We start from the raw sequence: 25,360 nt of genomic DNA on the forward strand, positions 1-25,360 counted from the left end.
ACTCTCTGACAATTCAGCGCAATTCCACAGTCTTTACGAGATGAGCCAAGCAAAAGGGCGGCGCGAGGTCAATCGCACAGGGGAATAACGTCGCGGCATCGGTGGGCCGGCGTGGGTCCGCCGGCCCGGTGTCGCGATTATTGCTGCGACAACAAGGTGCGCAGGTCCTGAATCTTGGCCACCACTGTCTCGGGTGCGGCTTTGATGTCGTCGAGGATCTGGATCACCTGGGTTTTGACGCCTTCAGCCAAGGTACTGTCCTGTACGGACTGAACCATCGCGTCATAGTCAAAGTTCTGTGCGGTCAGCATTCCGTCCTGCACCCAGCTGTTCAGCAGCTCCTGCCCCTGATTTGCGAGTGAAGCCAGCTGGTCTCCGGCTTGAGTCGCGGCCTCACCGGCCTGCTCGGCAAGCGCGGTGGCCTCTTCGCTGGCTTGTTCGGTAACCGAAGAGGCGGCCTCACTTGCCTGATCCGCCAGAGAAGATGCCGCCTCGGACGCTTGTTCAGTTGCTGTATTCACCGCATCGGTCGCGGCTTCCTGCAGTGCCGAGGCTGCTTCGCCTGCCGCTTCACCGGCATCTTCAGCAGCTGCCTGCAGCTTCTCAGCAGGCGTTGGCTCTGGCTTGGTGGCGTAGTAATATGCGCCCGCGCCGATGGCGGCGATGGCAACGATAAGCAATAGACGTGACATGACTGTCTCCTTCAAATGATCTGTCGCCGAGATGGGATGAAAATAGCCCGCCGCAAAGGGGAAAACCCGTGAAATTTCAGCACAATCCGGGTTTGGGCCGCTGTACGCTGATGACGCGCGATTCAAGTGGCGGGTTCATGCCGCCACCGGGCTTTGGTGTCGATTTTCAGACCGGGGGACTTGAAAACGCCATTGCTCAGCACGGCTGATTGTGTGCCGCAGCCTGCGCAATTAAGTCAGCGTTTTTTCGCAATAACCGCAAATTCAGGGTGCTGCGCCGAAAACGGCTGCCCACAGACATCCTGATAGGTATGCGTCACCGCAAAGCCGCTCTCGGCCAGTTCGCTGGTCAGGCTGTCCGGGCTGAAATACTGCAGCCAGTTATACACGGTTTCCTGCCTGCCGCTTTCGGTGAAGATCGAGTACTTGTCCAGCACGACGGCCTCGGCATCGTATTTGAATGTGTTCACGAAGCAGTAGTACTCTTCCTCGCACCAGAAGTGGTCCAGTTGGTTGCGCTCGTAAGAACTGACTTCTTCGCGGGTATCGAAGGCCGCCATCGAATACACGTCCAACACCAGTCCACCGTCGTCGCGAAGACATTCGCGCACTTTGGCCAAAAGCGTTTTCCGCTGAGGTCGACTGAGGGCGCAGAAATCACACATGATCAACGTGACAAGATCGAACCGTTCCGCAGGCGTGAACTGAAGGTAATTCGCTTGCACATAATTGATGTTCAGCCCGTCGCGTTCGGCCTGATCCCGTGCATGACGCAAAGAGCTTTGCGAAATATCTACTCCGGTCACCTGTGCACCCGTCGCTGCGAAGCGAGAGGTATAAAGCCCCGGCCCGCAACCGAAATCACAAACAGACTTGCCCGCATCCAATTGAAAGCGCTCGGCGAACCAATTGGCGGATCTGTCGATGAACTCGTGGTTGCGGGATGCAAGATCCAGCGTCTCGTTCAGATGAAACGCCAACATCTGACGCGCGCGATAGGCATCAGCCCAAAGCGCATCGACGGTGTTATGGCCAAAAAGCGCTGGCCTTTCGTTTATCGCCTCAAGCTGCTGAAACATAATCCTAACCTCCTTCAAGGTGTTCACGCGGAACAGGGCAAGCCGCTTCGCCACCTTCATGTGCTGGATAGAGTGGATCAAGTCTTGCAGACCGCCTCAAGATCGAAACAGCGGCAAAGTGGCGGAGAGACAGGGATTCGAACCCTGGGTGGGCTTGCACCCACAACGGTTTTCGAGACCGCCCCGTTCGACCACTCCGGCACCTCTCCGCGGGGGTCTGTGAGGGGGGGATTTAGTGAGGAACGCGCAGGGGTGCAAGCAGAAAATTCCTCAATTCAGTGATCGCGGGATTTTCCATTGCCAGAGCGCCGAAAACACCTAGGCTATTTCCTATGACCTATACTCTGCGCCATATCGCCTGTTGCCTTCTCGTGCCTCTTTTAGTTGCCGCCTCGGCTGCAAACGCCGCCAATCGCGACCGGATCGAAGCCTTCCTGACCACGACAGGCTTTGATGTCGCGCTTGAGAGTATCGCGCTGGCGTCCGCCTCGGCGCCCCAGATGCTGGGGATCGATGCGGACGGGTTTGGCTCGGACTGGGCGCGCCTGACCGAAGAAGTGTTCGATACCGAAAGCATGCATGAAACCGCCGTTGCGATTCTTGAACAGACGCTCAGCGACGAAGCGCTGACACACGCGGTGGAGTTCTATGCCTCGGATCTGGGTCAGCGTCTGGTCGTGGCCGAGAACGCCGCGCATCTGGACGAAGATGACGCAAGCAAGCAACAACAGGGGCAAGAGATCGTTTCCGAGCTCATCCGGACCGGCTCGGCGCGTGTCGAGAGTTTGAAGCGGATGAACCGCGCCGTGGATGCCAGCGGGACCTCGTTACGGGCCTTGCAAGAGATCCAGGTCAGGTTCCTGATGGCCGCCAGCGCGTCAGGCATAATCGAACTGCAACTGAATGGCGATGAACTGCGCGAGATGTTGAGACGCAACGAAGGCGAAATGCGCCGATCGTTGCAGATTTCAGCGCTGGCGGGGGCGGCGCATACCTACAAGGATTTCTCGGACGCCGATGTTGATGCCTATGTCGAAGCGCTGGAGCAGCCCTTGATGCAAGAGGTTTATGAGCTGCTGAATGCGATCCAATACGAGATCATGGCCATGCGGTTTGAGGTTCTGGCCACGCGCATGGCTGAATTGCGGCCTGCACAGGATATCTGATGCGGGTGCTGGCTGCTGCAACGGCGCTTGTTCTATGGGCTGTCCCGGCGGTGGCCAGCGAACAGGCGACACGATTGATGCAGGCCATGCATCTATCCGACTTCATCGACATTCTCAGCTCAGAAGGCCGCGCGCAGGGTCAATCGATCAACCAGTCGATGTTGGGCGGTGCGGGAGGCTCGTATTTTGAAGCGCAGGTTAACCAGCTTTACGACCCGGTTTGGATGCAAGAGACGCTGTCGGGCGCTGTCGAAGACATCATGACCGATACACAACTTGAGCAAGCGGCAATCTTCTTCGAAAGCGATCTCGGCCAGACGCTTGTTTCGCTGGAAAACTCGGCCCGCCGCGCGCTGGCCGATGAAACAATCGAAGAGATGGCGCGCGCAGCTTACAATCAAGCAGACCGTGACGATGGGTTTTTCCGGTTGGTGGACGAGTATGTGCAGGTCAATGACCTCATCACGCAGAATGTGCAGGGCACCCTGAGCGCTGATCTGAACTTCTATCGCGGTTTGGCCAGTGGGCAGGACGTCTTGACCAATGAGGAAGCGTGGTTGCAAGAGCTGTTTGACCAGCAGGATGAAACAACGCAAGAGACGACCGAATGGATGTACGCGTTCCTGCTGTTGGCCTACAGGCCACTCACCGAAGCCCAGATGCGCGAGAATATTGCCTTTTCGCGGACGGAAACCGGACGTGCCTTGAATCAAGCTTTGTTTGAAGGGTTTGATCAGATGATCAACCAGATTTCATACCAGCTGGGCGCGGCGGTTGCGCAGGCCATGCAGGCCTCGGACCTATAGGTTCTGAATTGGGTTGACTTTACCCCCGAATGTTTGGATAAGCCCGCATCCCGGCCGGATTCTCCGCGCCGGGTCTCGTTATTATTGACCCGGCGGGCTGATCCGTTGGGTTGTCACACAGCCCGAAAAGGGCGCGCTGTTCGAGGTGGCTTTCAAGTTTCTTGGAGCCAAAAACGCCCGGGAGGGGACCACAGAACGCGGGTTAGAAAAGGAAAGACGCATGTTTGCGGTCCTCAAGACTGGCGGCAAGCAGTACAAGGTTCAGGCGGGCGATGTGCTCCGCGTTGAAAAACTGGCTGCCGACGCAGGTGAAAAAGTTCAATTCAACGATGTTCTGATGCTGGGCGGCGACGCTCCGGTTGTTGGCGCACCTTTCGTTGAAGGCGCAGGCGTACAGGCCGAAGTGATCGAACAGATCAAAGGTGACAAGGTCATCAAATTTGTCAAGCGCCGTCGTAAGCATAGCTCGAAGCGTACCGTTGGCCACCGTCAGAAGCTGACTCTGGTCAAAATCACCGACATCCTGTCGTCGGGCGCTGACAAGTCGGGCATCAAAGCTGCAACCGGATCTGTTCCGGCTGGCGAAGCGGCACCAGTTGCAAAACCTGCCAAGAAAGCAGAAGCCAAAGCAGAGGCACCCGCCGCTGCTGCCGCTGACGATCTGACCAAGCTGAACGGTGTCGGCCCTGCCGCTGCCAAAAAGCTGGCTGAGGCCGGTATCGAGAGCTTTGCCGCTCTGGCCGCCTTGTCGGACGAGCAGATTGCTGCTATCGACACCATCAAAGTGAAGCCCGAATGGGTTGAGCAAGCCAAAGAGCTGGCTCAAGGCTAAGGAGAGAGAGAATGGCACATAAAAAAGCTGGCGGTTCCTCCCGTAACGGTCGCGACTCAGCGGGTCGTCGCCTTGGCGTGAAGCTGTATGGTGGCCAGGCGGCCATCGCAGGCAACATCATCGTACGTCAGCGCGGCACCAAGTTCTGGCCGGGCGAAGGCGTAGGCATGGGCAAAGATCACACCATCTTTGCAACCACCGATGGCGCCGTGAAGTTCCACAAGGGACTTAAAACCGCACCTTCATTTCGGTCCTGCCAGTGGCGGAGGCCGCAGAGTAAGCCGAGACCCAGAAGGTTTAATAAAAAATTCATGGGGGACCGGCAGAAAATGCCGGTCCCTTTTTCGTTTTAACGCAGTCGTGATCCATACCCCGATGACCGTCGCAACCACCAGTTTCCTGATCTTTGCCGCCTCCCAGGTCGGCACGCCGGGACCGGCCAACATGGTCCTGCTGGGCACCGGTGCGCGCTATGGCTTTCGGGCGGCGCTGCCTTTTGTGGCGGGCGTGGTGCTGGGCAAGCAGCTGATCATTTGGCCCGTTGGGTTCGGGCTGATGCAGGTGGCCGAGCAGGCTCCGTTGGCGTTTGAGGCGCTGAAATACGCCTCGGCCGTGTATATATGCTGGTTGGCATGGAAAATCGCCAATCTGCGCTTGTCGCGCGGCACGGTTGAAGGCGACGCGCCAGGGTTTTGGGCCGGTCTGATCGTTCACCCGCTGAACCCCAAGGCCTGGGCCATGGTCATTGCCGGATTTACAGGCTTTGTCGCGGCGGGGACGTCGAGTTTTGAGGCGACGCTCACGATCGCTCTCTGTTTGTTGTTTTGCCAGATGGTGTTGCACCCGATCTGGACGTTTGCCGGGGACCGGATCGCCCATGCGGTTGAAGGTCGCCCTATTGAAAAATATCTGATGTGGACTTTGGCGGGTCTGACCGTCGCGTCCGTATTTTTCGTGTTGTTCGGAGGAGGAACGCACTCATGAAACTTGAGACGATAATCAATCAGCCGGTCATCGAAACCGAGCGGTTCGACCTGCGCCCCCTGCGCCGGTCGGATATGGGTCTCATCGAACATTATGCAGGTGATGAGCGTGTGGCGCGGATGACCACTCGGATTCCACACCCGTTGCCACCCGGCTCGATCGACGCGTTCGTAACCCGCTCGATGGCTGAAGACCGGGACGAGGATGTCTGGGCTATGGATGCCACAAAGGAAGGTGGGCCCGAGTTGATTGGCCTGATCTCGCTGACCCGGCTGGATCGCAATCAGTCTGAGGTCGGCTATTGGGTGGCTCCGGTCTATTGGAATACCGGCATCGCGTCGCTTGCGGTTGAGATGCTGGTAAACGCAAACCCGCTTGAGAATGCGACCATGTTCGCAAGTGTCTTTCAGGACAACCCGGCCTCGGCCCGGGTGCTGACACATTGCGGGTTCCAGTATCTTGGCGATGCCGAGACATATTCGGTGGCGCGCGATGCGAATGTGCCCACCTGGACGTATACAAAGAAACTCTGACTTGTGGCCGATGGGGCCTTTGCAGTAGGGGACAGACCATGAAATTTCTCGATCTTGCAAAGGTCTACATCCGGTCCGGGGCCGGCGGTGGCGGCTGCGTCAGCTTCCGACGCGAAAAGTACATTGAATACGGCGGCCCTGATGGCGGGGACGGTGGCAAAGGCGGGTCCGTCTGGGCTGAGGTCGTGGACGGGCTGAACACCCTGATCGACTTCCGCTATCAGCAGCATTTCTTTGCCAAGAACGGCCAGCCCGGGCGTGGTCAGCAGCGCACCGGCAAAGATGGTGACGACATCATCCTGCGCGTACCGGTGGGCACCGAGATTCTGGACGAAGACGAAGAGACCGTCATCTGCGACCTGACCGAGGTGGGCCAGCGGGTGTTGCTGGCCAAAGGCGGCAACGGTGGCTTCGGCAACCTGCATTTCAAATCCGCCACCAATCAGGCGCCACGCCGCGCTAATCCCGGGCAGGCGGGGATCGACCGCACCATCTGGCTGCGGCTGAAACTGATCGCGGATGTGGGTCTGCTGGGTATGCCCAATGCGGGCAAGTCGACTTTTCTGGCGGCCACGTCGAATGCACGACCCAAGATCGCCGACTATCCGTTCACCACGCTGCACCCAAATCTGGGCGTCGTCGGCGTCGACAACGTGGAATTCGTCGTGGCCGACATTCCCGGCCTGATCGAAGGCGCGCACGAAGGGCGCGGCATCGGAGACCGGTTCCTCGGTCACGTTGAGCGCTGTGCGGTGTTGCTGCATCTGGTCGATGGTACCTCGGACACGGTGGCCGAAGACTATCGCACTATCATCCATGAACTCGAAGCCTACGGCGGAGAACTGGCGGAAAAGCCACGCATCACGGTTTTGAACAAGGTCGACGCGCTGGATGATGAAGAACGAGATTTTGCCAAGACCGAACTTGAGGAAGCCGTCAGCGGCCCCGTCATGACCATGTCCGGCGTTGCGCATCTGGGCGTGACCGAGGTGCTGCGCGCCTTACGGGCACAGATCGACGAAAACCGTCTGCGCCAGAAACCCGCCGAGGAGGCCGCACCTTGGCAACCCTGACCGCGGCCAAACGACTGGTGGTCAAGATCGGCTCGGCCTTGCTGGTCGACCGGGATACGGGTTTGCTCAGATCGGACTGGCTGAAATCTCTGGCTCAGGATGTGGCATGGTTGAAAGAACATGGAACGGATGTCGTTCTGGTCTCATCCGGTTCAATCGCCTTGGGCCGCGGTGTGCTGGGCCTGCCAATGCAGAACCTGCCGCTGGAACAGTCTCAGGCCGCCGCGGCGGTCGGGCAAATCCGCCTGGCGCGCGCTTATGAAGAGGCGCTGACCCCGCATCAGATCAAGACCGCTCAGGTGTTGGTGACGCTGGAAGACAGCGCAGATCGGCGACGGTATCTGAACTCACGAGCGACGCTGGAAACCCTGCTAGGGCTGGGCGTTGTTCCGATTGTCAACGAAAACGATACAGTTGCCACGGATGAGATCCGATATGGAGACAATGACAGGCTGGCGGCGCAGATCGCGGTGACCATTGGGGCGGATCAATTGATCCTGTTGTCCGACGTGGATGGGTTCTATTCCGGCAACCCCAACGAGGACGCAACCGCCACCCGGTACGAGGTGATCGAACAGATCACGCCCGAGATCGAGGCGATGGCAGGCGATGCCGGCTCGGGGCTGTCCAAGGGCGGGATGAAGACCAAACTGCTGGCGGCAAAGATGGCCACGGCTGCGGGATGCGATATGGCGATCACCGAAGGGTCGCCTTTGAACCCGCTGAAAATGCTTGAAAACGGCGCGAATTGCACTTGGTTCACGGCAACACTTGATCCGCATGCGGCTCGCAAACGCTGGATCTCGGCAATGAAACCGCGTGGAGAAATTGTGATCGATGATGGCGCAGCGAAGGCGCTTTCCAATGGTAAAAGCCTGCTGCCCGCGGGGATAGTCGAGGTCACGGGTGATTTTGGCCGCGGCGATCCGGTGGCCATTCTGGACCCGCAGGCGCGCTGGCTGGCGCAAGGCCTCAGCCGCTATACTGCGCAAGAGGCGGACGCGATCAAAGGGCGGAAATCGTCCGAGATCGAGGCGACACTGGGCTATCCGGGCCGCGCGGCCTTGATCCACCGGGACGATCTGGCGCTGTGAGGGCGCGACCTGATATACTGAGACCGAAAGGCGCATGAGATGAAGGATTTCGACAACATTCCCGCAATGATGGCCGACCTTGGTGCGCGCGCCAAAACGGCCTCGGCCGAGCTTGCCTTTGCCAGTGCCGAACGTAAACGCGCGGCGCTGATCGCTGCTGCCGACGCGGTCTGGAACAACCGTGCGGATATCATTGAGGCCAACCAAAAAGACCTCGAGTTCGGGCGCGAGAAGGGCCTGAGCCCTGCGATGATGGACCGCCTGATGCTGGATGAAGCGCGTGTTCAGGGCATGGTCCACGGGCTGCGCGCCGTCGCCGATCAGGCCGATCCTGTGGGTGAGGTCATCGCGGAATGGGATATGCCTTCGGGCCTGAACATCCAGCGTGTTCGCACGCCGCTGGGTGTGATCGGCGTGATCTATGAAAGCCGTCCCAACGTGACCGCGGATGCGGGCGCGCTGTGCCTGAAATCCGGCAATGCGGTCATCCTGCGCGGCGGGTCCGAGAGCTTTCATTCCTCAACAGCGATCCATACCTGTCTGGTTGAGGGGCTGAAGGCCGCCAACCTGCCCGAGGACTCCATCCAGCTGGTGCCCACCCGTGATCGCGCGGCGGTGCAGGAATTGCTGACGATGACCGACTATGTCGACGTCATCGTCCCCCGTGGCGGCAAAGGTCTGGTGGGGCTGGTTCAGCGCGAAGCCCGTGTGCCGGTTTTCGCGCATCTGGAAGGCATCGTGCATATCTATGTCGACAAGGCCGCTGACCCTCAGAAAACGCTGGACGTGGTGCTGAACGCCAAGACCCGGCGCACAGGTATCTGTGGTGCGGCGGAATGCCTGCTGATCCATCAGGACGTTGCCGAAACCCTTGGCCGCGATCTGATCTCCTCGCTTCAGACCGCTGGTGTTGAAGTACATGCCGAGGGTGTACTGGCCCTCGACGGAACGACTGCAGCCACGGCCGAGGACTGGGGCAAAGAGTTTCTGGACAGCATCATTGCCGCCAAGCCAGTTGCCGATATCGACGCCGCGATTGCCCATATTCGCAAATATGGTTCCAACCACACCGATTGCATCATGACCGAAGATGCTGCTGCCGCCGCGCGGTTCTTTGAACGGCTCGACAGCGCAATCCTGATGCACAACGCCTCAACCCAGTTCGCCGATGGCGGAGAGTTCGGCATGGGTGCCGAGATCGGCATAGCCACCGGCAAGATGCATGCGCGTGGTCCGGTCGGGGCCGCTCAGCTGACCAGTTTCAAATATCTGGTGCGCGGCAACGGTACGACCCGCGCCTAAAACCGCAGGGTAACGCGGGTTGCGGTGGTTTCTGCCGCGACCTTGCGGCCCATCGCTACAGCTGTTTCGGCCAGCAGCGCAAACTGCACCTGCGCCGGGCTGAGTTTTTCACTGAAACGCCCGGTCGCGACGCCTTTCCACAGGTTGCTGTCGACGTTCAGCCTGTCGGCCACGCCCGTCACGGTCCAGCCGCCGCCTTGTGCGCTGATCTCGACCTCACCGCCCAAAGGCATCGCGCTTTCGCAACACATCATCGCCAGAAAGGCCAGCTTGACCTGATTGCGCGGCACCGCCTCGGTCAGGTTCCAGTTGACCCGGACCCGGCCCGCGCGCTCAACGTCGCGCAAAAGCTCGCTTACCTCGGCCCGCCCCAACGGCTGGTCACTGGCCGAGCCAAAGGCCACGCGAAAGAACCGGATGCGCGCACCCGCGCTGCCGACGCTGCCCGAGATCAACTCCATCTCGGGACCCTGCGCAGCGCCCACCATTTCCAGCAGCTCAAGCCCGTTGGTGATGGCCCCGATCGGGCTGATCAGATCGTGACAGATTCGCGACCCGATAAGCTCGGCCAGGTTGACGTCTGTTGCACCCATGCGTACCTCCTGCTGCATCTGCCGCAGGACCCGGAGCCCCGATATGACAGATCTGAATGCCATTCTTGCACCGGGCATGTATGTCCGCCACCCCGATTTCCCCGATTGGGGCGTTGGACAGGTGCAGTCCAATATCGGCGGCAAGATCACCGTTAACTTTCGCGAGCAGGGGAAAGTGGTGATCGACGGGACACGCATAGCCCTGATGCCGGTCTTTGATCCGTGAAACTGGTTTAGGAATGGTTAACAACCGGGGCGAAATGCGCGCTTGTTGCCTTTCGCCGCGCAAACGCGCTATCAGCGCGCAACAGGAACAATGGACACAGTTTGGATGCCGGACGCAGGCCGCTCATTCACCGTAAAACTCGTCGAGACAGAGGCGGAACTGCACGCCGCTCAGCGGCTGCGGTACGATGTCTTTGTGCGCGAACTGGGCGGTGGCGGCGCGATGGTGGACCACGAAGCCGGGCTCGAAATAGATCGGTTCGATCCTTATTTCGACCATATGATCGCGCGCGATGACGCGACGGCTGAAGTGATCGGCGTCTATCGGTTGCTGCCCGGCGATCGGGCGACTGAAGTGGGGCAGTTCTATTCCGAAGACGAATACGATCTGACCGTTCTGAAGCAAAGCGGTCGTAAGTTGCTGGAACTTGGCCGTTCCTGCGTGCACCCGAATTACCGTGGCGGCACCGCAATGTACCACCTGTGGAACGGGCTGGCAGCCTATGTCGCAGAGCGCAAGATCGAGGTTCTGTTTGGCGTCGCCAGCTTTCACGGCACGGACGTGCAGGCCTTGGCGCAGCCGCTGTCGATGCTGCATCACAACCATCTGGCCCCGCCCGATCTGAGAGTACGTGCGCAGCCGGACGTTTTTGAACCCATGGACCTGCTGGAGCCGGATGCGCTGGACCGGCGCGCGGCCATGGTGCAGGTGCCATCGCTGATCAAGGCCTATCTGCGGCTGGGTGGTTTCGTGGGCGAGGGGGCCTTTATAGATCATGCCTTCAACACGACTGATGTGTGCCTGATCCTCGACACCGCCCGCATGAACGAGCGCCAGCGGCGCATCTATAGTGGGACGTAACCCGGTGGCCGACCCTTCGTGGCAAAGTGATGATGCGCCCGATCCGATCACGCTGGGCCTGACCGGCTGGTTGCTGGTGGTTCTGCGCGGCGTGCCGCTGGCCATTCTGGTCTTTGGCGGGCTGATCATTCTGTTGACCATCCGCCTGATCGAGCGCCCTCTGTTCGGGGTGCAGCGCCCGGTCACGCCGTTCATCACTCAGTTTGTCTGTCGCAATGCGTTCCGAATCCTTGGGATCGGCTTTCGCACTTCGGGAGAATTGATGCAGCAACGCGGGGCTGTCGTGGCCAACCATACCTCGTGGCTGGATATATTTGCGCTGAATGCGCGCAAGCGTGTGTATTTCGTCTCGAAAGCCGAAGTGGCGAAATGGCCGGGGATCGGCTGGCTGGCGCGTGCGACGGGGACTGTGTTTATCGAACGTAATCCCAAGAAGGCGCGCGAGCAGACGCGGATTTTCGAGACCCGCTTGAAAGCGGGACACAAGCTGCTGTTTTTCCCCGAAGGCACATCGACCGACGGCTTGCGCGTTTTGCCATTTAAAACAACGCTTTTTGCCGCATTCTTCACAGATGAGCTGCGTGATCTCATGTATGTCCAGCCCGTCTCGGCGGTTTTCCATGCGCCGAGGGGACAGCCGGATCGCTTTTACGGCTGGTGGGGCGATATGGAGTTCGGGCCACATTTGCTGAAGACGCTGGGCGCGCGCAGGCAAGGGTGGGTCGAGTTGATCTATCACGCCCCGGCCAAGGTCAGTGACTTTGAAAACCGCAAGGCGCTGGCGGCCCATTGCGAACAGGCGGTGCGCCACGCACATTCCTTGGCGCGGCTTGAGAAATAAGGGCGATTGGCCCTTGCACCGTCGTCAAACCTGCCGTATACGCGCGCCATTCAAACCCGCAGGCGGGGTTTGGGCTGTATAGGGGAGAAATCCTTATCCGGCCCGCCGGTTGGAGCATCCGCTTCTTTCACCCCCGCCGAGGCGTAAACCGGAAAAGGAAAGTAAAGCATGGCTCTTCCCGAGTTCACCATGCGTCAGCTGCTGGAAGCTGGCGTTCACTTTGGTCACCAGACACAGCGTTGGAATCCCCGCATGTCGCCGTTCATCTACGGCTCGCGCAATGGTATCCACATCATGGACCTGACCCAGACTGTTCCGATGCTGGATCAGGCGCTGCAGGCCGTTCGTGACACCGTCGCTAAAGGTGGCCGCGTTCTGTTCGTTGGTACCAAGCGTCAGGCGGCGCAGCCGATCGCGGAAGCGGCTGAAAAGTCGGCCCAGTACTTCATGAACCACCGCTGGCTGGGCGGCACGTTGACCAACTGGAAAACCGTTTCCCAGTCGATCAACCGTCTGAACCAGATCGACGAAGCAATGGAATCGGGCGCCGAGGGCCTGACCAAGAAAGAGCGTCTGGGCATGGAACGTGACCAGCAGAAGCTGCAGGCTTCGCTGGGCGGTATCCGCGAGATGGGCGGCGTTCCTGACCTGCTGTTCGTCATCGACGTCAAGAAAGAAGCATTGGCCATCGCCGAAGCCAACAAACTGGGTATCCCGGTTGTGGCTGTTGTCGACACCAACTGCTCGCCCGACGGCGTTGACTACATCATCCCTGGCAACGACGACGCTGCCCGCGCAATCGCTCTGTACTGCGATCTGGCCGCACGTGCCGCTCTGGACGGTATGACCGCTCAGATGGGTGCTGCTGGCGTTGACCTGGGTGCTTTCGAAGAAGCGCCGGTTGAGGAAGTGGTTGCTGAAGACGCACCTGCAGAAGAAGCCGCGCCGGAAGCCAAAGCCGAAGCGTAAGCTGCCCGTCACGTAATTGACATATGGGGCAGGGTAGACCTGCCCCAAATCCGTTTGAATTGAGGAGAGCCAAGAGATGGCAATCACAGCAGCAATGGTGAAAGAACTGCGCGACTCGACCGGCGCAGGCATGATGGACGCGAAAAAAGCGCTGACCGAAACCGGCGGCAACATGGACGAGGCCGTTGACTGGCTGCGTACCAAAGGCCTGGCCAAAGCGGCCAAGAAATCGGGCCGTACCGCAGCAGAAGGTCTGGTTGCTGTTCACGTCAACGGCGGCAACGGTGTTGCGGTCGAGGTGAACTCGGAAACCGACTTCGTTGCGAAGAACGCTGAGTTCCAGGAAATGGTTGGCAAGATCACATACGCAGCGGAAGGTGTTGATGATATCGACGCTCTGCTGGCCGCTGATCTGGGCGGCAAAACCGTTGCAGACACTCTGACCGACAAGATTGCCACCATTGGTGAGAATATGTCGGTACGCCGCATGTCGAAACTGTCGGGTGACACGGTTGTGTCTTATGTCCACAACGCAGCCACCAGTGGCATGGGCAAGATCGGCGTTCTGGTTGCTCTGACCGGCGGCGACGAAGCGATCGGCAAGCAGGTTGCAATGCACATCGCAGCTGTGAACCCTGCGGCCCTGTCCGAGGCCGACATGGATCCAGCTGTTGTCGAGAAAGAAAAGCAGGTTCAGATGGACATCGCCCGCGAATCCGGCAAGCCGGAGCAGGTGATCGAGAAGATGATCGAAGGCCGCATGAAGAAATTCGTCGCCGAATCGACTCTGCTGAACCAGCAGTTTGTTGTGAACCCTGACCTGACCGTGGAAGCCGCTGCGAAAGAAGCAGGTGCAACCATCACCGGCTTTGTTCGCATGGAAGTTGGAGAAGGCATCGTGGTCGAAAAAGAAGACTTCGCAGCCGAGGTTGCCAAGGCCGCACAAGGCTAAGGCCAACCTGTTACTGAAAAACAAAAGAACCCGGTTGCCGCGCGCAGCCGGGTTTTTTTTCATGCCAAACAACTACTTGGCGCTGCACGCTGCGCGATAGGGACCTTGATATGATAGGGTGGGGATTGAGGGACCCCGCATGATGGGGATGGACAGGGTCCCTCAAAAATTCCAACAAAGCGACGCGGACGAATAGGCGCCCCTTAGTCAGAGCGATCAGAGAGCTTTGGTATCACAAAGGTCTGACCAAAACGTTCCCTGGCTAAAGCCACCACTCACGGAACTTCTTTAATGTGCAATTTCCCGTGAGGATTTGGAAGTCATGATTTCCTTACCCTAGGTCAATTTGACGCAAGTTAGCGTCAAATCGGCGTTAAGCTTCCATCACAAACATCTGATTCTGCAGCGCCGCTTTCAACACCGCCTGCGCGGTGGTCTCGACCGACAGAGCCTCGCGCGCCAGACGCAGGTGTTTTTCGACAGTGGCCGAGGTCAATCCCATCAACAACGCGATATCCTGTGTTGTCTTGCCGTCGCCGACCCACTGCAGCGCCTCGCGCTGGCGTTTGGTCAGCGCACGATTGGGTGCGTTATAGGGCAGGGTCAGGATCTTCAGATGCGCGACATTGTTCATCAGTAGGATGTCGTCGCCGTGTTCTTTCCAGACCTCGTCCAACTCTTCCTGCGTTCCTTCGTGCGCCGCAAGCGAGATCGCCCCCTTCGACCGCATCGAGACCGAGTTGAAACTGACCGTATAGCCGACAGTCACCCCGCGAGACTTGTTGAATTCATAAACCTTGAGCTCTTCCGCCGACATCACACCGCTCGACATCATATCGCGGATCATGCTCCAGCTGGCTGCGCCTTCATTATTCAAGGCCCATTTCAGCATCGGTGCGTGGAAATAAAGGCCGGATCGAATGAAACCTTCCAGATAGTCCGAGCAGTGATTGGTCAGAATCACAAAATCCTCAGGATCCCCAAGCGAGGTAGCCGTGCGATACTGCGTATAGCCATACAGCAACCGGTCAAACCCATACTCTGCCATCTGCCGGCAATGTGCATCCCACAGCTCCTCAAGGGTCTTGGTATAGCTCAGAAAGTTGAGGTATTCCCTGAGGTTCATGCGGTGTCCCTTTCGGCAAGAAAGGCAGCAAGCGCGTCCAGTGCCAACACATAGCCCTGGGCCCCAAAGCCGCAAATCTGCCCGATCGCAACCGGAGCGATGTAGGACTTATGTCGAAACGCTTCGCGTGCGTGGATATTGGACAAATGCACCTCGACCACGGGCACCTGGGCCGAAGATATGGCATCCATCAACGCGACCGAGGTATGGGTAAATGCCCCGGCATTCAAAACGATACCATCCTGCACCCCACGGGCACCGTGGATCGCATCGATAAGCGCACCTTCATGATTGCTCTGCAAATGCGTGACCGATAGCCCATGCATCTGACCATGCGAGACACACAGATCTTCGATCATTTTCAGTGTCGTATGGCCATAGACCTCAGGCTGCCTTGTGCCCAACAGATTGAGGTTCGGGCCATTCAGAACCAGAATTTTGTGCATCTTTTTTACTGTCCCTATCTCCCTTTTTTTCATAAACCCGAAACGGGTGGGCGTCCAGCGACCTCAATACCGGCAGGACAACCGCTTTGCCGAATATTGGCAGACGATTTATTTCTGAAAAGTGACTTGGTCACATACTGGGCATCGTAACCACGATTTTGCCAAGGACCGAACGTTGCTCCAAGACCGCCAGAGCCTCGGACGCGCGCTCAAGCGGGAACCGCGCGGTGATCCGTGGTGCGATCTTCTGGGCACCATACAGCGCGAAGAGTTGCGCAAGATTCTCGGCATGCCCCTTGGGATCGCGAAACACCGAAGCGCCCCAGAATACACCGACGATCTGGCAGCCTTTCAGCAAGGTCAGGTTCAGCGGCAGGCTCGGGATACCGGCCGGAAATCCAACAACAAGATAGCGACCTTCCCACGCCATGCTGCGCAAAGCGGGTTCGGCATATGCTCCGCCCACGGCGTCATAAACCACATCCACCCCTTCGCCCCCAGCCAACGATTTGATCTCGGACGAAAGCGCCTTCTGAGCATCCCGGTCCGGGTCGCGCGGATAGATCAGCGTTTCATCCGCGCCGATCTCTTTGCAGAACTCCGCCTTGTCTGCAGAAGACACCGCCGCGATCACGCGTGCACCCATCGCCTTGGCAAGCTCTATCGCAGCGGATCCAACACCACCGGCGGCACCCAACACCAGCACCGTCTCTCCGGCCTTCAAAGCCGCGCGATCTTTGAGCGCATGATAAGAGGTGCCGTAGGTAAAAACAAAACAGGCCGCATCATCGAATGGCATGGCATCAGGGATTTTCACCGCAGTCGCGGCCTTGATCGTCAAGTGGGTCGAGAACCCCCCATGTCCGGTAAGCGCCAGAATCCGATCGCCCGGCGCGAAGCCCTTTACACCATCGCCAACCCCAATCACTTCACCGGAAATCTCTCCGCCGGGCGCAAACGGGCGCGGTGGCTTCATCTGGTACAGATCGCGTATGATCAGGGTGTCGGGAAAATTCACACCAGCCGCATGCACGCGGATCAGCAATTCACCCCGAGCGGGCGCCGGATCGGGCAGGGTGCGCAGTTCAAGGGTTTCAGGGCCGCCTGCTGTGACGCTGAGTAATGTCTGCATGTTTTCTGTTGCCCCTTGCTTCGGTGGTCCTGAAATCGTTGGATTACAGGCGGGGGTTGTCAAGAAGATGACGTTCCACCTTCCGTAACGGTATCCGGGCAAAGGAGAGCTCATGACGCCTGAAGCATTGTTTTCATTGGATGGCAAAACCGCGCTGGTCACGGGCGGCGCGACGGGCATCGGCCGGATGGCCGCAGAAGCCCTGGTGCGTGCCGGTGCGCATGTGCTGATCGCCTCGCGCAAGGGCGATGCATGCGCAGATGTTGCGGCAGAGTTAAACGCATTGAATGCGCCGGGATCCGCCGAAGGGTTCGCCGCAGACATCGGCAGTGAAGACGGCATAGATGCGCTGGTGTCCGAAGTGAAGGGCCGCGTGGAAACACTTGAAATCCTGATGAATAATGCAGGCGTGACTTGGGGCGCACCAATGGGCCAGTTCCCGTATGCGGCATGGGACAAGGTGATGTCAGTCAATGTCGCGGGAATTTTCGATCTGACCCAAAAACTGCTGCCACTGCTGATAAAATCCGCCTCGGACGACGATCCGGCGCGTGTGATCAACGTGGGCTCGGTAATGGGGGAAACACCAATGGGGGACGGCGCTTACAGCTATTCTGCCTCAAAGGCGGCTGTGATCCATTTGTCCAAAATCATGGCCAAAGAGCTTGCACCCTACCGCGTCACGGTGAATGCGCTTGCACCGGGGCCGTTTGTGTCGCGCATGACGGCATTCGCCACCGAAGATGTCGACAAGCGCGAACGTGTCGGCAAATCCGTCCCGCTGGGCCGCGTAGGGCGCGCCGAAGATATCGGTGGCTGCGTGCTGTTTCTCTGTGGGCGCGGCGGCAGCTATGTGACCGGGGCGGTCCTGCCTGTTTCAGGTGGGATCAATGTGCAAAGCGGCGGCAACATATTTGCCGACGCGCTATAGCGGTTTCAAACGTTTGGGCTTGGGATGAGTGATCAACAAAACAGACTTAATATTAATGCAGTAGATGCCTATCTTAAACAACATCTCCCCGGCTATCAGGGCCCGCTTGAAGCAGAAAAATTCACGGTGGGTCAATCAAACCCAACCTATCTGCTGCGAACGCCAACCAAGACCTATGTTCTTCGGCGCAAGCCAGCGGGCGTCTTGCTGAAGTCTGCTCATGCGGTGGACAGAGAATTCCGCGTTCAAAACGCTCTGACCCGTTCCAAGGTACCAGTGCCGCGTATGCACTTGCTGTGCGAAGACGAGGATATCATCGGCTCGGCCTTTTATGTGATGGAACATCTGGACGGGCGTTCGTTCTTAGACCCCGTCATGAAAGGCGAGGACAACGCCACCCGCACAGGCATATTGCACGAGATGAACCGCGTTCTGGCCGAGCTGCACATGGTTGATATCGACACTGCAGGCTTGTCAGATTTCGGCCCTCCGGGAAACTACTTCGAGCGGCAGATCGGGCGCTGGACCAAGCAGTATCTGGCGTCGGAAACCGAAAGCATAAGTGAAATGAACAGCTTGATTGACAAGCTTGAACTTCAGATTCCAGCAGATGACGGTCAGAGAACACTGGTTCACGGCGACTATCGTATCGACAATATGCTGTTCGAAAACAATGGAACGACCTGTGTCGGCCTGCTGGATTGGGAGCTATCGACCATTGGCCACCCCTATGCGGATCTTGCGGCTGTGATCATGCAGTGGCAATTGCCACCGGGCAAGGAAGGGCGCGGACTGGCGGGGGTGGATCGGGACGCTCTCGGGTTGCCGTCTGACCAAGCGTTTATCGCCGAATATTGTCGCCGACGCAGCCTGCCGGGAATCGACAATTTCGGCTTCTATCTTGCCTTCAACTTCTTCCGTATGGCGGCGATTCTTCAAGGGGTCTACAAACGGTCGCTGGACGGCAACGCGTCAGACCCCGCACGGGCACGCGCCTTCGGTGCCTATGTACCGGTCTTTGCGCAACATGGCCTGTCGGCGCTGGAGGAATAGGCTATGACATTCGACGCAACAGCACTGCCGCGCATTCAGGACTGGATGCAGCGATATGTGGACGAGAGAAAATACGCCGGTAGCAGCTTGCTGATCCAGCAGGAGGGGAAAGAAGCGTACTTTCATTCCTGCGGCCGCCGCTGTCTGGAAAAGAACCTACCGTTTCAGCGTGATAGTCTCGTACGCATCTACTCGATGACCAAACCCGTGGCCTCGGTCGCGCTTATGATGTTGGTCGAACGGGGCATGTTCCATCTCGACGCGCCCGTGTCCGAGTTCCTGCCCGAGTTTCAATCGATGCAAGCCCTGATCGCGGACGCCACGCATCTGGACCAGACCGAGCCCGCGCCGACGCCAACCCTGCATCAGTTGCTGACTCATACCAGCGGGCTGAGCTATCCGTTTAATCCGGGGTTGCTGCCCAAGGCGATGGATGAGCTGGATTTGATATTCTCACCGGCGCAGGGCCCTCTTGCGGATCGTGTGAAGCTGCTGGCCACGTTGCCATCGGCTTTTCAGCCCGGTCAGCGGTGGGAGTACTCGGTTGGTATCGACGTGATCGGTCGCGTGATCGAGGTCGCATCAGGACAGCCGCTGGACCGTTTTCTGGCCGAACATATATTCGTGCCCCTGGGCATGCATGAAACCGGTTTTTCGGTGCCGGACGGGGCAGGGGATCGGTTCGCCTCGCTCTACACTCCGCTGGAAGGCGATGCGATGGCGTTGAACACAGCCAAAACGGGGGGCGATACACTGCGCCTAGTGGACTGTGCAGGCAAGTCGCCGTTTGAAGCCGCAACCACTTTTTCTGGCGGTGGCGGGTTGATCAGCACGATTGACGATTACGGCCGTTTCGCTGAGATGCTGCGCAAAAAGGGCGCCGGGAAAAACCAGCGGATACTGGGGCCAAAGACCATAGAATTCATGATGCGCAATCACTTGCCGGGCGACATTGCATCAATGGGACCGCAGAGCTTTGCCGAACAACCCATGGAGGGTACAGGGTTTGGTATCGGGGGGGCCGTGGTGCTTGACCCGGCGCGCCTGCGGTGTCCGGGCTCGGTCGGTGATTTCGGTTGGGGCGGCATGGCCTCGACCTATTTCTGGGTGGACCCAGTTCACGATTTCTCGGTGGTTTTCTTTACCCAGCTGTCGCCGTCCAGCTCATACCCTTCGCGGGCCGAGTTGAAGGCGCTGGTGCATGGGGCCCTCGTTGAATGATCCCAGCACGGATGATAGCGGAAGATGCGACCATACCGGAGACCCGCATATGACCGAAGCCGAACGCATTCTGCTTGACCTACTCGACATCGAAACGCTTGAGGTTGACCTGTTTCGCGGCACAGGCTCTGGCGGGGAAACACCCACACGCATCTTCGGCGGGCAGGTGATCGCACAGGCGTTGGCCGCAGCCTACAGAACGGTCGACGACAGGCTGTGTCATTCCTTGCATGCCTATTTCATCCGACCCGGTGATCCGTCAATTCCGGTTATTTATCAAGTAGATCGCGCGCGGGATGGCGGGTCTTTCACCACCCGTCGGGTTGTCGCGATCCAACACGGAAAGCAAATCCTGAACCTTTCAGCCTCGTTTCACAAACAGGATGACGGTTGGGATCACCAACATCCAATGCCCGCAATTGAGGCGCCCGAAACGCACCCCTCACGCGACGAATTACGACAGCGATACCTCGATCGGGTACCGGACGCGCTCAGAACCGAGCTTCTGCGTGAGCGCCCGATTGAAGTGCGGGATGTTGCGCCGCTGGACCTGTTCTCACCGGAAAAAGCGGAAGACCGCAACCATGTCTGGTTTCGCATGAAGGCCGCCGCGCAGGCCGATGGGGTTACACAACACCTGCTGTTGGCATATGCGTCTGACATGAGCTTGCTGAGTTCCGGCATGCGACCGCATGGCCTGAGCTGGTTCACCGGAGAGATTGACGGTGCCAGTCTGGATCACGCGATCTGGTTCCATGCACCGGTGCGGTTTCAGGATTGGCATCTCTATGCGATGGAATCACCGTGGACGGGGCAGGGGCGCAGCTTCAACCGAGGGTCAATCTATGCGCAGGACGGTACCTTGGTTGCATCCGTGGCACAGGAAGGCTTGCTGAGACGCCGAAAAAGACGTTAGATTTCTCTGCTAAACTTTTGATTTAACTTCGACATCCCCTCAATCCAACGGTCGTAGTCAGCCGCCTTCAGACGCAGATAGTCCAGCACCTGAGGATGCGGCAAAATAAGAAACCGTTCGTCCGCCAGCGCCTCGACGCAGGTTTGTGCCACCGCGGCGGGCTCAAGCATACCGTCGATCGCCGCGACCGAGTTCTCATGTCCGCGCGTCATATCCGAGCGCACCGCCTGAGGGCAAAGAACCGAAACCCTGATCCCTTTGTGCGCGTAGGTCAAGGCCAGCCATTCGGCGAACCCCACGGCCGCATGTTTCGTCACGCCATAAGGCGCGGCACCCGGTTGATTGAGCAGCCCGGCAGCCGACGCGGTCACCATAAGATATCCGGCGCCACGTGCGATCATACGCGGTATCAAATGGCGCGCGGTCCAGACATGCGACATGACGTTGATCTGCCAGATACGATCCCATTCAGCGTCAGCAACATCAAGCCCGCCAAGTGTCAGGATACCAGCATTCGCACAAAACAGGTCTATCGGCGCGATGGTGTCTTCGACAGTTTCGATCAGGTCGCGGATATCGTCTTCAACCGCAACATCACAGCGGATTGCATGGCCGTCGATTTGCCCCGCAACGCACTGCGCGCCGGCCAAATCGATATCCGCGCAAACGATACGCGCACCTTCTTCGGCAAAACGCTCGGCAAGCCCTTTGCCAATTCCGCCGGCAGCGCCGGTGACGACAACTGTCTTATCTTTCAGATGCATCTCTGTCTCAGCTCATGTCCAGAATGCAGCGTAACAGGTTGAAAAACCACCGCTAGTGCAGATGTCCTAACGGTGGTTCTGATTTTACATAATCATGATTATACGTTTTATAGAATGCTTCAATAAAACGCCTGCAACCCAGTCTGTGCCCGCCCCAGGATCAGCGCGTGCACGTCATGCGTCCCCTCATAAGTGTTCACCGTTTCCAGATTGATCATGTGGCGCACCACTTGGAATTCCAGCGAGATACCGTTGCCGCCGTGCATGTCCCGTGACATACGCGCGATGTCCAAAGCCTTGCCGCAATTGTTGCGTTTGATGATCGAGATCATCTCGGGCGCAGCTTCAGCCTGATCCATCAGACGTCCGACACGCAGGCTGGCCTGCAGACCCAGAGCGATTTCCGTCTGCATCTCGGCCAGTTTACGCTGGAACAGCTGTGTCTGCGCCAGAGGTCGATTGAACTGTTTGCGGTCCAGACCGTATTGCCGCGCGCCGTGCCAGCAGGCCTCGGCGGCACCCATGACGCCCCAGCTAATGCCATAGCGTGCGCGGTTCAGACAGCCGAACGGTCCTTTCAGGCCCTGAACATAAGGCAACAGCGCCTCTTCACCGACCTCTACCCCATCCATAACGATCTCGCCGGTGATTGAGGCCCGAAGGCTCAGTTTGTTCTCGATTTTCGGCGCGCTCAGGCCTTTGATGCCTTTGTCCAGAACAAAGCCGCGGATTTTGCCGTCATGGGCATCCGACTTCGCCCAGACAACAAACACATCGGCGATCGGAGCGTTCGAGATCCACATCTTGGTCCCGGTCAGACGATAGCCGCCATCGATCTTCTCGGCCCGGGTTTTCATCGCGGCGGGGTCCGAACCGGCATCCGGCTCGGTCAGGCCAAAACAACCGATCCATTCACCGCTCGCCAGTTTCGGCAAATATTTGCGGCGTTGTTCTTCGCTGCCATAAGCATAGATCGGATACATCACCAGCGAGCTTTGAACGGACATCATCGAGCGATAGCCGGAATCCACGCGCTCAACCTCGCGCGCGACCAAGCCATAGCTTACGTATCCCGCGCCGATGCCGCCGTATTCCTCGGGGATTGTCGTTCCCAACAGGCCCATTTCGCCCATTTCACGGAAGATTTCCGGGTCGGTTTCCTCATTCTGGAACGCCTGCGTAACACGCGGCTGCAGTTTTTCCTGAGCATAAGCACGGGCGCTGTCGGCGATCAGGCGTTCCTCTTCTTCCAGTTGGTCGGCCAGGCGAAACGGATCATCCCAAGTGAAGTTGCCCAGTTCAGGCGCGTCTTTGGCCCGCAGAACAGGTTTGGTCTCTGGCGCGTTCATACTGTGTCTCCGAATATGGTGTCGCGCGCAGCATAATCTGATATTTACGCAAAAAACAGCGAGACATTTGCACATTTCCATGAGTAAAACGCATAGATGAGCATGCGCCGCCCTATCCTGCCCCCGATTTCCGCCCTGCGCGCCCTAGAGGCGCTGGACCGGCTGGGGTCAGCCTCGGCGGTTGCCGATGAAATGGCATTGACGCAGAGCGCGGTCAGCCGGCAGTTGCAAACGCTTGAGGCCCATCTGGGCGCAGAGCTCGTCAGCCGTGACAGAAAGCGGTTATCGCTGACCAAGGCTGGACGGGATTATGTACAGGAAATTCGGCCTGCTTTGGCGCAAATCGCGCAGGCGGCGCTGAAACTGCATGTCTCACCGGTTGGTGGGACCTTGAACCTTGCCATCCTGCCCACCTTCGGGATGCGCTGGCTGGTGCCGCGCCTGCCGGACTTCGCGCGTTTGCATCCCGATATCACCATCAATATGACCACACGGCTGAGGCCGTTCAACTTTGCATCAGAACCTTTTGATGCTGCGCTACATTTCGGCGAACCCGATTGGCCGGGTACGGATCGGTTGCTGCTTAGGATGGAACGCGTGCTGCCGGTCTGCGCGCCCGAATTGTTGCCGCAGGGGGCGCCGTCATCTCCTGGCGATTTGCTGAAATTGCCATTGCTGCATATCCAGACGCGTCCGCAGGCCTGGCAGGACTGGTTTCGACAGATGGGAGTCACGCCGCCGCACCCGCTGCCCGGCACGGTGCATGATCAGTTCAACACAATAAACCAGGCCGCGCTGCATGGCCTGGGCGTGGCACTGCTGCCGAATTATTTGATCGAACAGGACCTGGCCACCGGCAAGCTGGTCGCGGCCTTTCCGGACGCCATCGAGACGATCGGCGCCTATTATCTGGTTTGGCCTCATGACAAATCAAACGACGAGTCGTTGCGTCAGTTCCGACATTGGCTCGCCTCTCAGGCCCAGACCGACGAAGCGTTGCCGCGTTAGCCCAAAGCGTACCCTGCCCCGCGCACCGTGCGCACCGGGTCTTCGCCGCCATGCTGGGTCAGAGCCTTGCGCAAGCGGCCGATGTGGACGTCCACGGTACGGGTATCGACATAGATATCGCGGCCCCAGACCCGATCCAGCAACTGCTCACGGCTCCAGACCCGGCCCGGTTTTTCCATGAAGGTGCTGAGCAGGCGGAACTCGGTCGGGCCGAGCTTCAGCGGCTTGTTGTCCCGGCTCACTTTATGGGTCTCGGAATCAAGGATGATGTCATCGAATTCCAGACGGAGGCCCACCGTCGCCGGGCGCACCCGGCGCAGTTGCGTCCGCACGCGGGCCATCAGTTCAACCACCGAATACGGCTTGACCACATAGTCATCCGCGCCGGTTTCCAGACCCCGCACCTTGTCGACCTCTTCGGAGCGCGCCGACAACATGATGATCGGGATCGAGCGGGTATCTGGCCGCGTCTTAAGGCGGCGGCAGACCTCGATCCCGCTGAGGTTTGGCATCATCCAGTCCAGGACGATGATATCCGGGCGGTCTTCTTCAACCAGCAGCAACGCCTCTTCACCATTTTCGGCGCGCGTGACGCGAAAACCCTCGGCGTCCAGATTATAGGCCAGCACCTCTCGCTGAGCCAATTCGTCCTCAACCACCAGCACCGTCGGTTGCTCAGCAGACATGATGTCGGCCTCCTAGATCGTTTGCGAGGTGTTGTCGGCCTTGGGGCGCGCCTCTGAGGGGCGCTCGCCAGTGACCAGATAGACGACCTGCTCGGCGATGGCGGTGACGTGATCACCCATGCGTTCGATGTTCTTGGCGATGAAATGCAAATGCATGCAGGACGAGATGTTGCGCGGATCCTCTGCCATAAATGTCAGGAACTCGCGAAACAGGCCATTATACATCTGGTCCACCTCGAGATCGCGTTCGATCACATCCTCTGCCAGTTCGGCATCGCGCTGGATATAAGCGTCCAGCGCGTCGCGCAGCATCAGCTCGACCTCACGCGCCATCCGGCGCAGGGCAGCAGCGCTGCCGTTGATTTCACCGGCATTGACCAGAACCGTGGTCCGTTTGGCGATGTTCTTGGCGTAATCGCCAATCCGTTCAAGGTTGCCCGACACTTTCAGAACCGACAACACCAGACGCAAATCGCCTGCCGTTGGCGCCCGCAGCGCGATCAGACGCGCGGTTTCTTCGTCGATCACCTCTTCCAGAGCGTCAATGGCCTTGTCGCCCTGACGCACCTCTTTCGCCAGTTCCTCGTCACGGGTTTCCAGCGACCGCGCGGCCCCCATGATGGCGGCCTCGACCAAACCGCCCATCTTCATGATATGCGCCTGAATGGCCTCGAGATCCCGGTCGAAAACCGATGCAATATGTTGTTCGCTCATTGCAGTATTCC

At 58.7% G+C, this 25,360-nt stretch carries 29 protein-coding genes, 1 tRNA gene and 1 pseudogene; 20 read left to right on the forward strand and 11 right to left on the reverse strand.

Annotation, left to right across the window (positions count from 1 at the left end):
• Nucleotides 1–137: 137 nt before the first annotated feature.
• Entirely contained in the window at nt 138–692 is a 555-nt protein-coding gene (locus tag ACR3EN_RS14760) for a hypothetical protein (RefSeq protein ID WP_480822220.1), read from the reverse strand.
• 68 nt (nt 693–760) lie between these two features.
• Here ACR3EN_RS14760 and ACR3EN_RS14765 point away from each other — a divergent pair, with 68 nt between their 5' ends.
• Nucleotides 761–901: a hypothetical protein gene (locus ACR3EN_RS14765; protein WP_480822222.1), complete on the forward strand. Its 141-nt coding sequence runs from the start codon at nt 761–763 to the stop codon at nt 899–901.
• A 27-nt stretch (nt 902–928) separates the two neighbouring features.
• On the opposite strand, the gene ACR3EN_RS14770 is transcribed toward ACR3EN_RS14765, so the two are convergent.
• Nucleotides 929–1,771, reverse strand: coding sequence for a class I SAM-dependent methyltransferase (locus tag ACR3EN_RS14770; protein ID WP_480822224.1), 843 nt, complete (start codon nt 1,769–1,771; stop codon nt 929–931).
• Between the two features lie 119 nt (nt 1,772–1,890).
• Nucleotides 1,891–1,980: transfer RNA gene (locus ACR3EN_RS14775), tRNA-Ser, on the reverse strand.
• A 123-nt stretch (nt 1,981–2,103) separates the two neighbouring features.
• On the opposite strand from ACR3EN_RS14775, the gene ACR3EN_RS14780 reads away from it, so the two are divergent.
• The 9 genes and pseudogenes from ACR3EN_RS14780 to ACR3EN_RS14820 all read left to right on the forward strand — a co-directional run bounded on the left by ACR3EN_RS14780 (nt 2,104) and on the right by ACR3EN_RS14820 (nt 9,561).
• On the forward strand, nt 2,104–2,937 hold the full coding sequence (locus ACR3EN_RS14780) for a DUF2059 domain-containing protein (RefSeq protein ID WP_480822226.1): 834 nt from the start codon (nt 2,104–2,106) through the stop codon (nt 2,935–2,937).
• Nucleotides 2,937–3,743: a DUF2059 domain-containing protein gene (locus ACR3EN_RS14785; protein WP_480822228.1), complete on the forward strand. Its 807-nt coding sequence runs from the start codon at nt 2,937–2,939 to the stop codon at nt 3,741–3,743. Before ACR3EN_RS14780 ends, ACR3EN_RS14785 begins: the two co-directional genes overlap by 1 nt.
• Before the next feature lie 220 nt (nt 3,744–3,963).
• The gene (locus ACR3EN_RS14790) at nt 3,964–4,575 is read left to right on the forward strand and encodes a 50S ribosomal protein L21 (RefSeq protein WP_480822230.1); all 612 of its coding nucleotides are present in this window, start codon (nt 3,964–3,966) and stop codon (nt 4,573–4,575) included.
• A gap of 11 nt (nt 4,576–4,586) precedes the next feature.
• A pseudogene (gene rpmA, locus ACR3EN_RS14795) lies at nt 4,587–4,855 on the forward strand (50S ribosomal protein L27).
• Between the two features lie 95 nt (nt 4,856–4,950).
• Nucleotides 4,951–5,559 carry a LysE family translocator gene (locus ACR3EN_RS14800; RefSeq protein ID WP_480822232.1) on the forward strand — a complete coding sequence of 203 codons (609 nt, stop codon included), beginning with the start codon at nt 4,951–4,953 and terminating at the stop codon, nt 5,557–5,559.
• Nucleotides 5,556–6,092: a GNAT family N-acetyltransferase gene (locus tag ACR3EN_RS14805; RefSeq protein ID WP_480822234.1), complete on the forward strand. Its 537-nt coding sequence runs from the start codon at nt 5,556–5,558 to the stop codon at nt 6,090–6,092. The genes ACR3EN_RS14800 and ACR3EN_RS14805 overlap by 4 nt, the downstream gene beginning before the upstream one ends.
• A gap of 38 nt (nt 6,093–6,130) precedes the next feature.
• A complete protein-coding gene (obgE, locus tag ACR3EN_RS14810) occupies nt 6,131–7,165 on the forward strand; it encodes a GTPase ObgE (protein WP_480822236.1) in 1,035 nt (344 codons plus the stop codon).
• Complete coding sequence (gene proB, locus ACR3EN_RS14815) at nt 7,153–8,259, forward strand: glutamate 5-kinase (RefSeq protein WP_480822238.1); 1,107 nt, start codon at nt 7,153–7,155, stop codon at nt 8,257–8,259. The genes obgE and proB overlap by 13 nt, the downstream gene beginning before the upstream one ends.
• Nucleotides 8,260–8,298: 39 nt before the next feature.
• Nucleotides 8,299–9,561, forward strand: coding sequence for a glutamate-5-semialdehyde dehydrogenase (locus tag ACR3EN_RS14820; protein WP_480822240.1), 1,263 nt, complete (start codon nt 8,299–8,301; stop codon nt 9,559–9,561).
• On the opposite strand, the gene ACR3EN_RS14825 is transcribed toward ACR3EN_RS14820, so the two are convergent.
• Nucleotides 9,558–10,154, reverse strand: a complete 597-nt coding sequence (locus ACR3EN_RS14825; protein ID WP_480822242.1) for a histidine phosphotransferase family protein — start codon at nt 10,152–10,154, stop codon at nt 9,558–9,560. The genes ACR3EN_RS14820 and ACR3EN_RS14825 overlap by 4 nt on opposite strands.
• 43 nt (nt 10,155–10,197) lie before the next feature.
• On the opposite strand from ACR3EN_RS14825, the gene ACR3EN_RS14830 reads away from it, so the two are divergent.
• From ACR3EN_RS14830 to tsf, 5 genes are all read left to right on the forward strand, one after another.
• Nucleotides 10,198–10,380, forward strand: coding sequence for a DUF3553 domain-containing protein (locus tag ACR3EN_RS14830; RefSeq protein WP_010440107.1), 183 nt, complete (start codon nt 10,198–10,200; stop codon nt 10,378–10,380).
• Between the two features lie 105 nt (nt 10,381–10,485).
• On the forward strand, nt 10,486–11,241 hold the full coding sequence (gene olsB / locus ACR3EN_RS14835) for an L-ornithine N(alpha)-acyltransferase (protein WP_480822425.1): 756 nt from the start codon (nt 10,486–10,488) through the stop codon (nt 11,239–11,241).
• A complete protein-coding gene (gene olsA / locus ACR3EN_RS14840) occupies nt 11,231–12,082 on the forward strand; it encodes a lyso-ornithine lipid O-acyltransferase (RefSeq protein ID WP_480918435.1) in 852 nt (283 codons plus the stop codon). Before olsB ends, olsA begins: the two co-directional genes overlap by 11 nt.
• A gap of 168 nt (nt 12,083–12,250) precedes the next feature.
• Complete coding sequence (gene rpsB / locus ACR3EN_RS14845; RefSeq protein ID WP_480822247.1) at nt 12,251–13,051, forward strand: 30S ribosomal protein S2; 801 nt, start codon at nt 12,251–12,253, stop codon at nt 13,049–13,051.
• Between the two features lie 76 nt (nt 13,052–13,127).
• Complete coding sequence (gene tsf / locus ACR3EN_RS14850) at nt 13,128–14,003, forward strand: translation elongation factor Ts (protein WP_480822249.1); 876 nt, start codon at nt 13,128–13,130, stop codon at nt 14,001–14,003.
• Between the two features lie 373 nt (nt 14,004–14,376).
• Here the strand turns inward: tsf and ACR3EN_RS14855 are convergent, their stop codons facing one another.
• The 3 genes from ACR3EN_RS14855 to ACR3EN_RS14865 all read right to left on the reverse strand — a co-directional run bounded on the left by ACR3EN_RS14855 (nt 14,377) and on the right by ACR3EN_RS14865 (nt 16,707).
• Nucleotides 14,377–15,129 (reverse strand): autoinducer binding domain-containing protein, encoded by a 753-nt coding sequence (locus tag ACR3EN_RS14855; protein ID WP_480822251.1) that lies wholly within the window; start codon nt 15,127–15,129, stop codon nt 14,377–14,379.
• Nucleotides 15,126–15,575, reverse strand: coding sequence for a type II 3-dehydroquinate dehydratase (aroQ, locus tag ACR3EN_RS14860; protein WP_480822253.1), 450 nt, complete (start codon nt 15,573–15,575; stop codon nt 15,126–15,128). Before aroQ ends, ACR3EN_RS14855 begins: the two co-directional genes overlap by 4 nt.
• A gap of 130 nt (nt 15,576–15,705) precedes the next feature.
• Nucleotides 15,706–16,707 carry an NADPH:quinone oxidoreductase family protein gene (locus ACR3EN_RS14865; RefSeq protein ID WP_480822255.1) on the reverse strand — a complete coding sequence of 334 codons (1,002 nt, stop codon included), beginning with the start codon at nt 16,705–16,707 and terminating at the stop codon, nt 15,706–15,708.
• 112 nt (nt 16,708–16,819) lie between these two features.
• On the opposite strand from ACR3EN_RS14865, the gene ACR3EN_RS14870 reads away from it, so the two are divergent.
• The 4 genes from ACR3EN_RS14870 to ACR3EN_RS14885 are packed head-to-tail and all read left to right on the forward strand — an operon-like array spanning nt 16,820 to nt 20,828.
• Nucleotides 16,820–17,638, forward strand: a complete 819-nt coding sequence (locus ACR3EN_RS14870) for an SDR family NAD(P)-dependent oxidoreductase (RefSeq protein WP_480822257.1) — start codon at nt 16,820–16,822, stop codon at nt 17,636–17,638.
• Nucleotides 17,639–17,662: 24 nt separating this feature from the next.
• Nucleotides 17,663–18,691 (forward strand): phosphotransferase family protein, encoded by a 1,029-nt coding sequence (locus tag ACR3EN_RS14875; RefSeq protein WP_480822259.1) that lies wholly within the window; start codon nt 17,663–17,665, stop codon nt 18,689–18,691.
• A gap of 3 nt (nt 18,692–18,694) precedes the next feature.
• Nucleotides 18,695–19,912: a serine hydrolase domain-containing protein gene (locus ACR3EN_RS14880; RefSeq protein WP_480870771.1), complete on the forward strand. Its 1,218-nt coding sequence runs from the start codon at nt 18,695–18,697 to the stop codon at nt 19,910–19,912.
• 49 nt (nt 19,913–19,961) lie between these two features.
• A complete protein-coding gene (locus tag ACR3EN_RS14885; RefSeq protein WP_480822263.1) occupies nt 19,962–20,828 on the forward strand; it encodes an acyl-CoA thioesterase in 867 nt (288 codons plus the stop codon).
• Here ACR3EN_RS14885 and ACR3EN_RS14890 read toward each other — a convergent pair.
• A complete protein-coding gene (locus ACR3EN_RS14890; protein ID WP_480822265.1) occupies nt 20,825–21,592 on the reverse strand; it encodes an SDR family oxidoreductase in 768 nt (255 codons plus the stop codon). The genes ACR3EN_RS14885 and ACR3EN_RS14890 overlap by 4 nt on opposite strands.
• Before the next feature lie 119 nt (nt 21,593–21,711).
• The gene (locus ACR3EN_RS14895) at nt 21,712–22,941 is read right to left on the reverse strand and encodes an acyl-CoA dehydrogenase (protein ID WP_480822267.1); all 1,230 of its coding nucleotides are present in this window, start codon (nt 22,939–22,941) and stop codon (nt 21,712–21,714) included.
• A 96-nt stretch (nt 22,942–23,037) separates the two neighbouring features.
• Between ACR3EN_RS14895 and ACR3EN_RS14900 the strand changes: the two genes are divergently transcribed.
• The gene (locus tag ACR3EN_RS14900; RefSeq protein WP_480822269.1) at nt 23,038–23,949 is read left to right on the forward strand and encodes a LysR family transcriptional regulator; all 912 of its coding nucleotides are present in this window, start codon (nt 23,038–23,040) and stop codon (nt 23,947–23,949) included.
• On the opposite strand, the gene phoB is transcribed toward ACR3EN_RS14900, so the two are convergent.
• Both phoB and phoU read right to left on the reverse strand, forming a co-directional pair.
• Complete coding sequence (gene phoB, locus ACR3EN_RS14905) at nt 23,946–24,635, reverse strand: phosphate regulon transcriptional regulator PhoB (RefSeq protein ID WP_480822271.1); 690 nt, start codon at nt 24,633–24,635, stop codon at nt 23,946–23,948. The two genes, ACR3EN_RS14900 and phoB, sit on opposite strands and share 4 nt — an antisense overlap.
• A 12-nt stretch (nt 24,636–24,647) precedes the next feature.
• Complete coding sequence (gene phoU, locus ACR3EN_RS14910) at nt 24,648–25,349, reverse strand: phosphate signaling complex protein PhoU (protein WP_480822273.1); 702 nt, start codon at nt 25,347–25,349, stop codon at nt 24,648–24,650.
• Between the last annotated feature and the right edge of the window lie 11 nt (nt 25,350–25,360).

This window comes from Ruegeria sp. G7, from assembly GCF_056535465.1.

Excerpts from the sequence above, each read along its gene's own strand:
- ACR3EN_RS14760 (WP_480822220.1), bottom strand. The coding sequence starts at position 692 with ATGTCACGTCTATTGCTTATCGTTGCCATCGCCGCCATCGGCGCGGGC.
- ACR3EN_RS14770 (WP_480822224.1), bottom strand. The coding sequence starts at position 1,771 with ATGTTTCAGCAGCTTGAGGCGATAAACGAAAGGCCAGCGCTTTTTGGC.
- ACR3EN_RS14780 (WP_480822226.1), top strand. The coding sequence starts at position 2,104 with ATGACCTATACTCTGCGCCATATCGCCTGTTGCCTTCTCGTGCCTCTT.
- ACR3EN_RS14785 (WP_480822228.1), top strand. The coding sequence starts at position 2,937 with ATGCGGGTGCTGGCTGCTGCAACGGCGCTTGTTCTATGGGCTGTCCCG.
- ACR3EN_RS14790 (WP_480822230.1), top strand. The coding sequence starts at position 3,964 with ATGTTTGCGGTCCTCAAGACTGGCGGCAAGCAGTACAAGGTTCAGGCG.
- ACR3EN_RS14800 (WP_480822232.1), top strand. The coding sequence starts at position 4,951 with ATGACCGTCGCAACCACCAGTTTCCTGATCTTTGCCGCCTCCCAGGTC.
- ACR3EN_RS14805 (WP_480822234.1), top strand. The coding sequence starts at position 5,556 with ATGAAACTTGAGACGATAATCAATCAGCCGGTCATCGAAACCGAGCGG.
- obgE (WP_480822236.1), top strand. The coding sequence starts at position 6,131 with ATGAAATTTCTCGATCTTGCAAAGGTCTACATCCGGTCCGGGGCCGGC.
- ACR3EN_RS14820 (WP_480822240.1), top strand. The coding sequence starts at position 8,299 with ATGAAGGATTTCGACAACATTCCCGCAATGATGGCCGACCTTGGTGCG.
- ACR3EN_RS14825 (WP_480822242.1), bottom strand. The coding sequence starts at position 10,154 with ATGGGTGCAACAGACGTCAACCTGGCCGAGCTTATCGGGTCGCGAATC.
- ACR3EN_RS14830 (WP_010440107.1), top strand. The coding sequence starts at position 10,198 with ATGACAGATCTGAATGCCATTCTTGCACCGGGCATGTATGTCCGCCAC.
- olsB (WP_480822425.1), top strand. The coding sequence starts at position 10,486 with ATGCCGGACGCAGGCCGCTCATTCACCGTAAAACTCGTCGAGACAGAG.
- rpsB (WP_480822247.1), top strand. The coding sequence starts at position 12,251 with ATGGCTCTTCCCGAGTTCACCATGCGTCAGCTGCTGGAAGCTGGCGTT.
- tsf (WP_480822249.1), top strand. The coding sequence starts at position 13,128 with ATGGCAATCACAGCAGCAATGGTGAAAGAACTGCGCGACTCGACCGGC.
- ACR3EN_RS14855 (WP_480822251.1), bottom strand. The coding sequence starts at position 15,129 with ATGAACCTCAGGGAATACCTCAACTTTCTGAGCTATACCAAGACCCTT.
- aroQ (WP_480822253.1), bottom strand. The coding sequence starts at position 15,575 with ATGCACAAAATTCTGGTTCTGAATGGCCCGAACCTCAATCTGTTGGGC.
- ACR3EN_RS14865 (WP_480822255.1), bottom strand. The coding sequence starts at position 16,707 with ATGCAGACATTACTCAGCGTCACAGCAGGCGGCCCTGAAACCCTTGAA.
- ACR3EN_RS14870 (WP_480822257.1), top strand. The coding sequence starts at position 16,820 with ATGACGCCTGAAGCATTGTTTTCATTGGATGGCAAAACCGCGCTGGTC.
- ACR3EN_RS14875 (WP_480822259.1), top strand. The coding sequence starts at position 17,663 with ATGAGTGATCAACAAAACAGACTTAATATTAATGCAGTAGATGCCTAT.
- ACR3EN_RS14880 (WP_480870771.1), top strand. The coding sequence starts at position 18,695 with ATGACATTCGACGCAACAGCACTGCCGCGCATTCAGGACTGGATGCAG.
- ACR3EN_RS14885 (WP_480822263.1), top strand. The coding sequence starts at position 19,962 with ATGACCGAAGCCGAACGCATTCTGCTTGACCTACTCGACATCGAAACG.
- ACR3EN_RS14890 (WP_480822265.1), bottom strand. The coding sequence starts at position 21,592 with ATGCATCTGAAAGATAAGACAGTTGTCGTCACCGGCGCTGCCGGCGGA.
- ACR3EN_RS14895 (WP_480822267.1), bottom strand. The coding sequence starts at position 22,941 with ATGAACGCGCCAGAGACCAAACCTGTTCTGCGGGCCAAAGACGCGCCT.
- ACR3EN_RS14900 (WP_480822269.1), top strand. The coding sequence starts at position 23,038 with ATGAGCATGCGCCGCCCTATCCTGCCCCCGATTTCCGCCCTGCGCGCC.
- phoB (WP_480822271.1), bottom strand. The coding sequence starts at position 24,635 with ATGTCTGCTGAGCAACCGACGGTGCTGGTGGTTGAGGACGAATTGGCT.
- phoU (WP_480822273.1), bottom strand. The coding sequence starts at position 25,349 with ATGAGCGAACAACATATTGCATCGGTTTTCGACCGGGATCTCGAGGCC.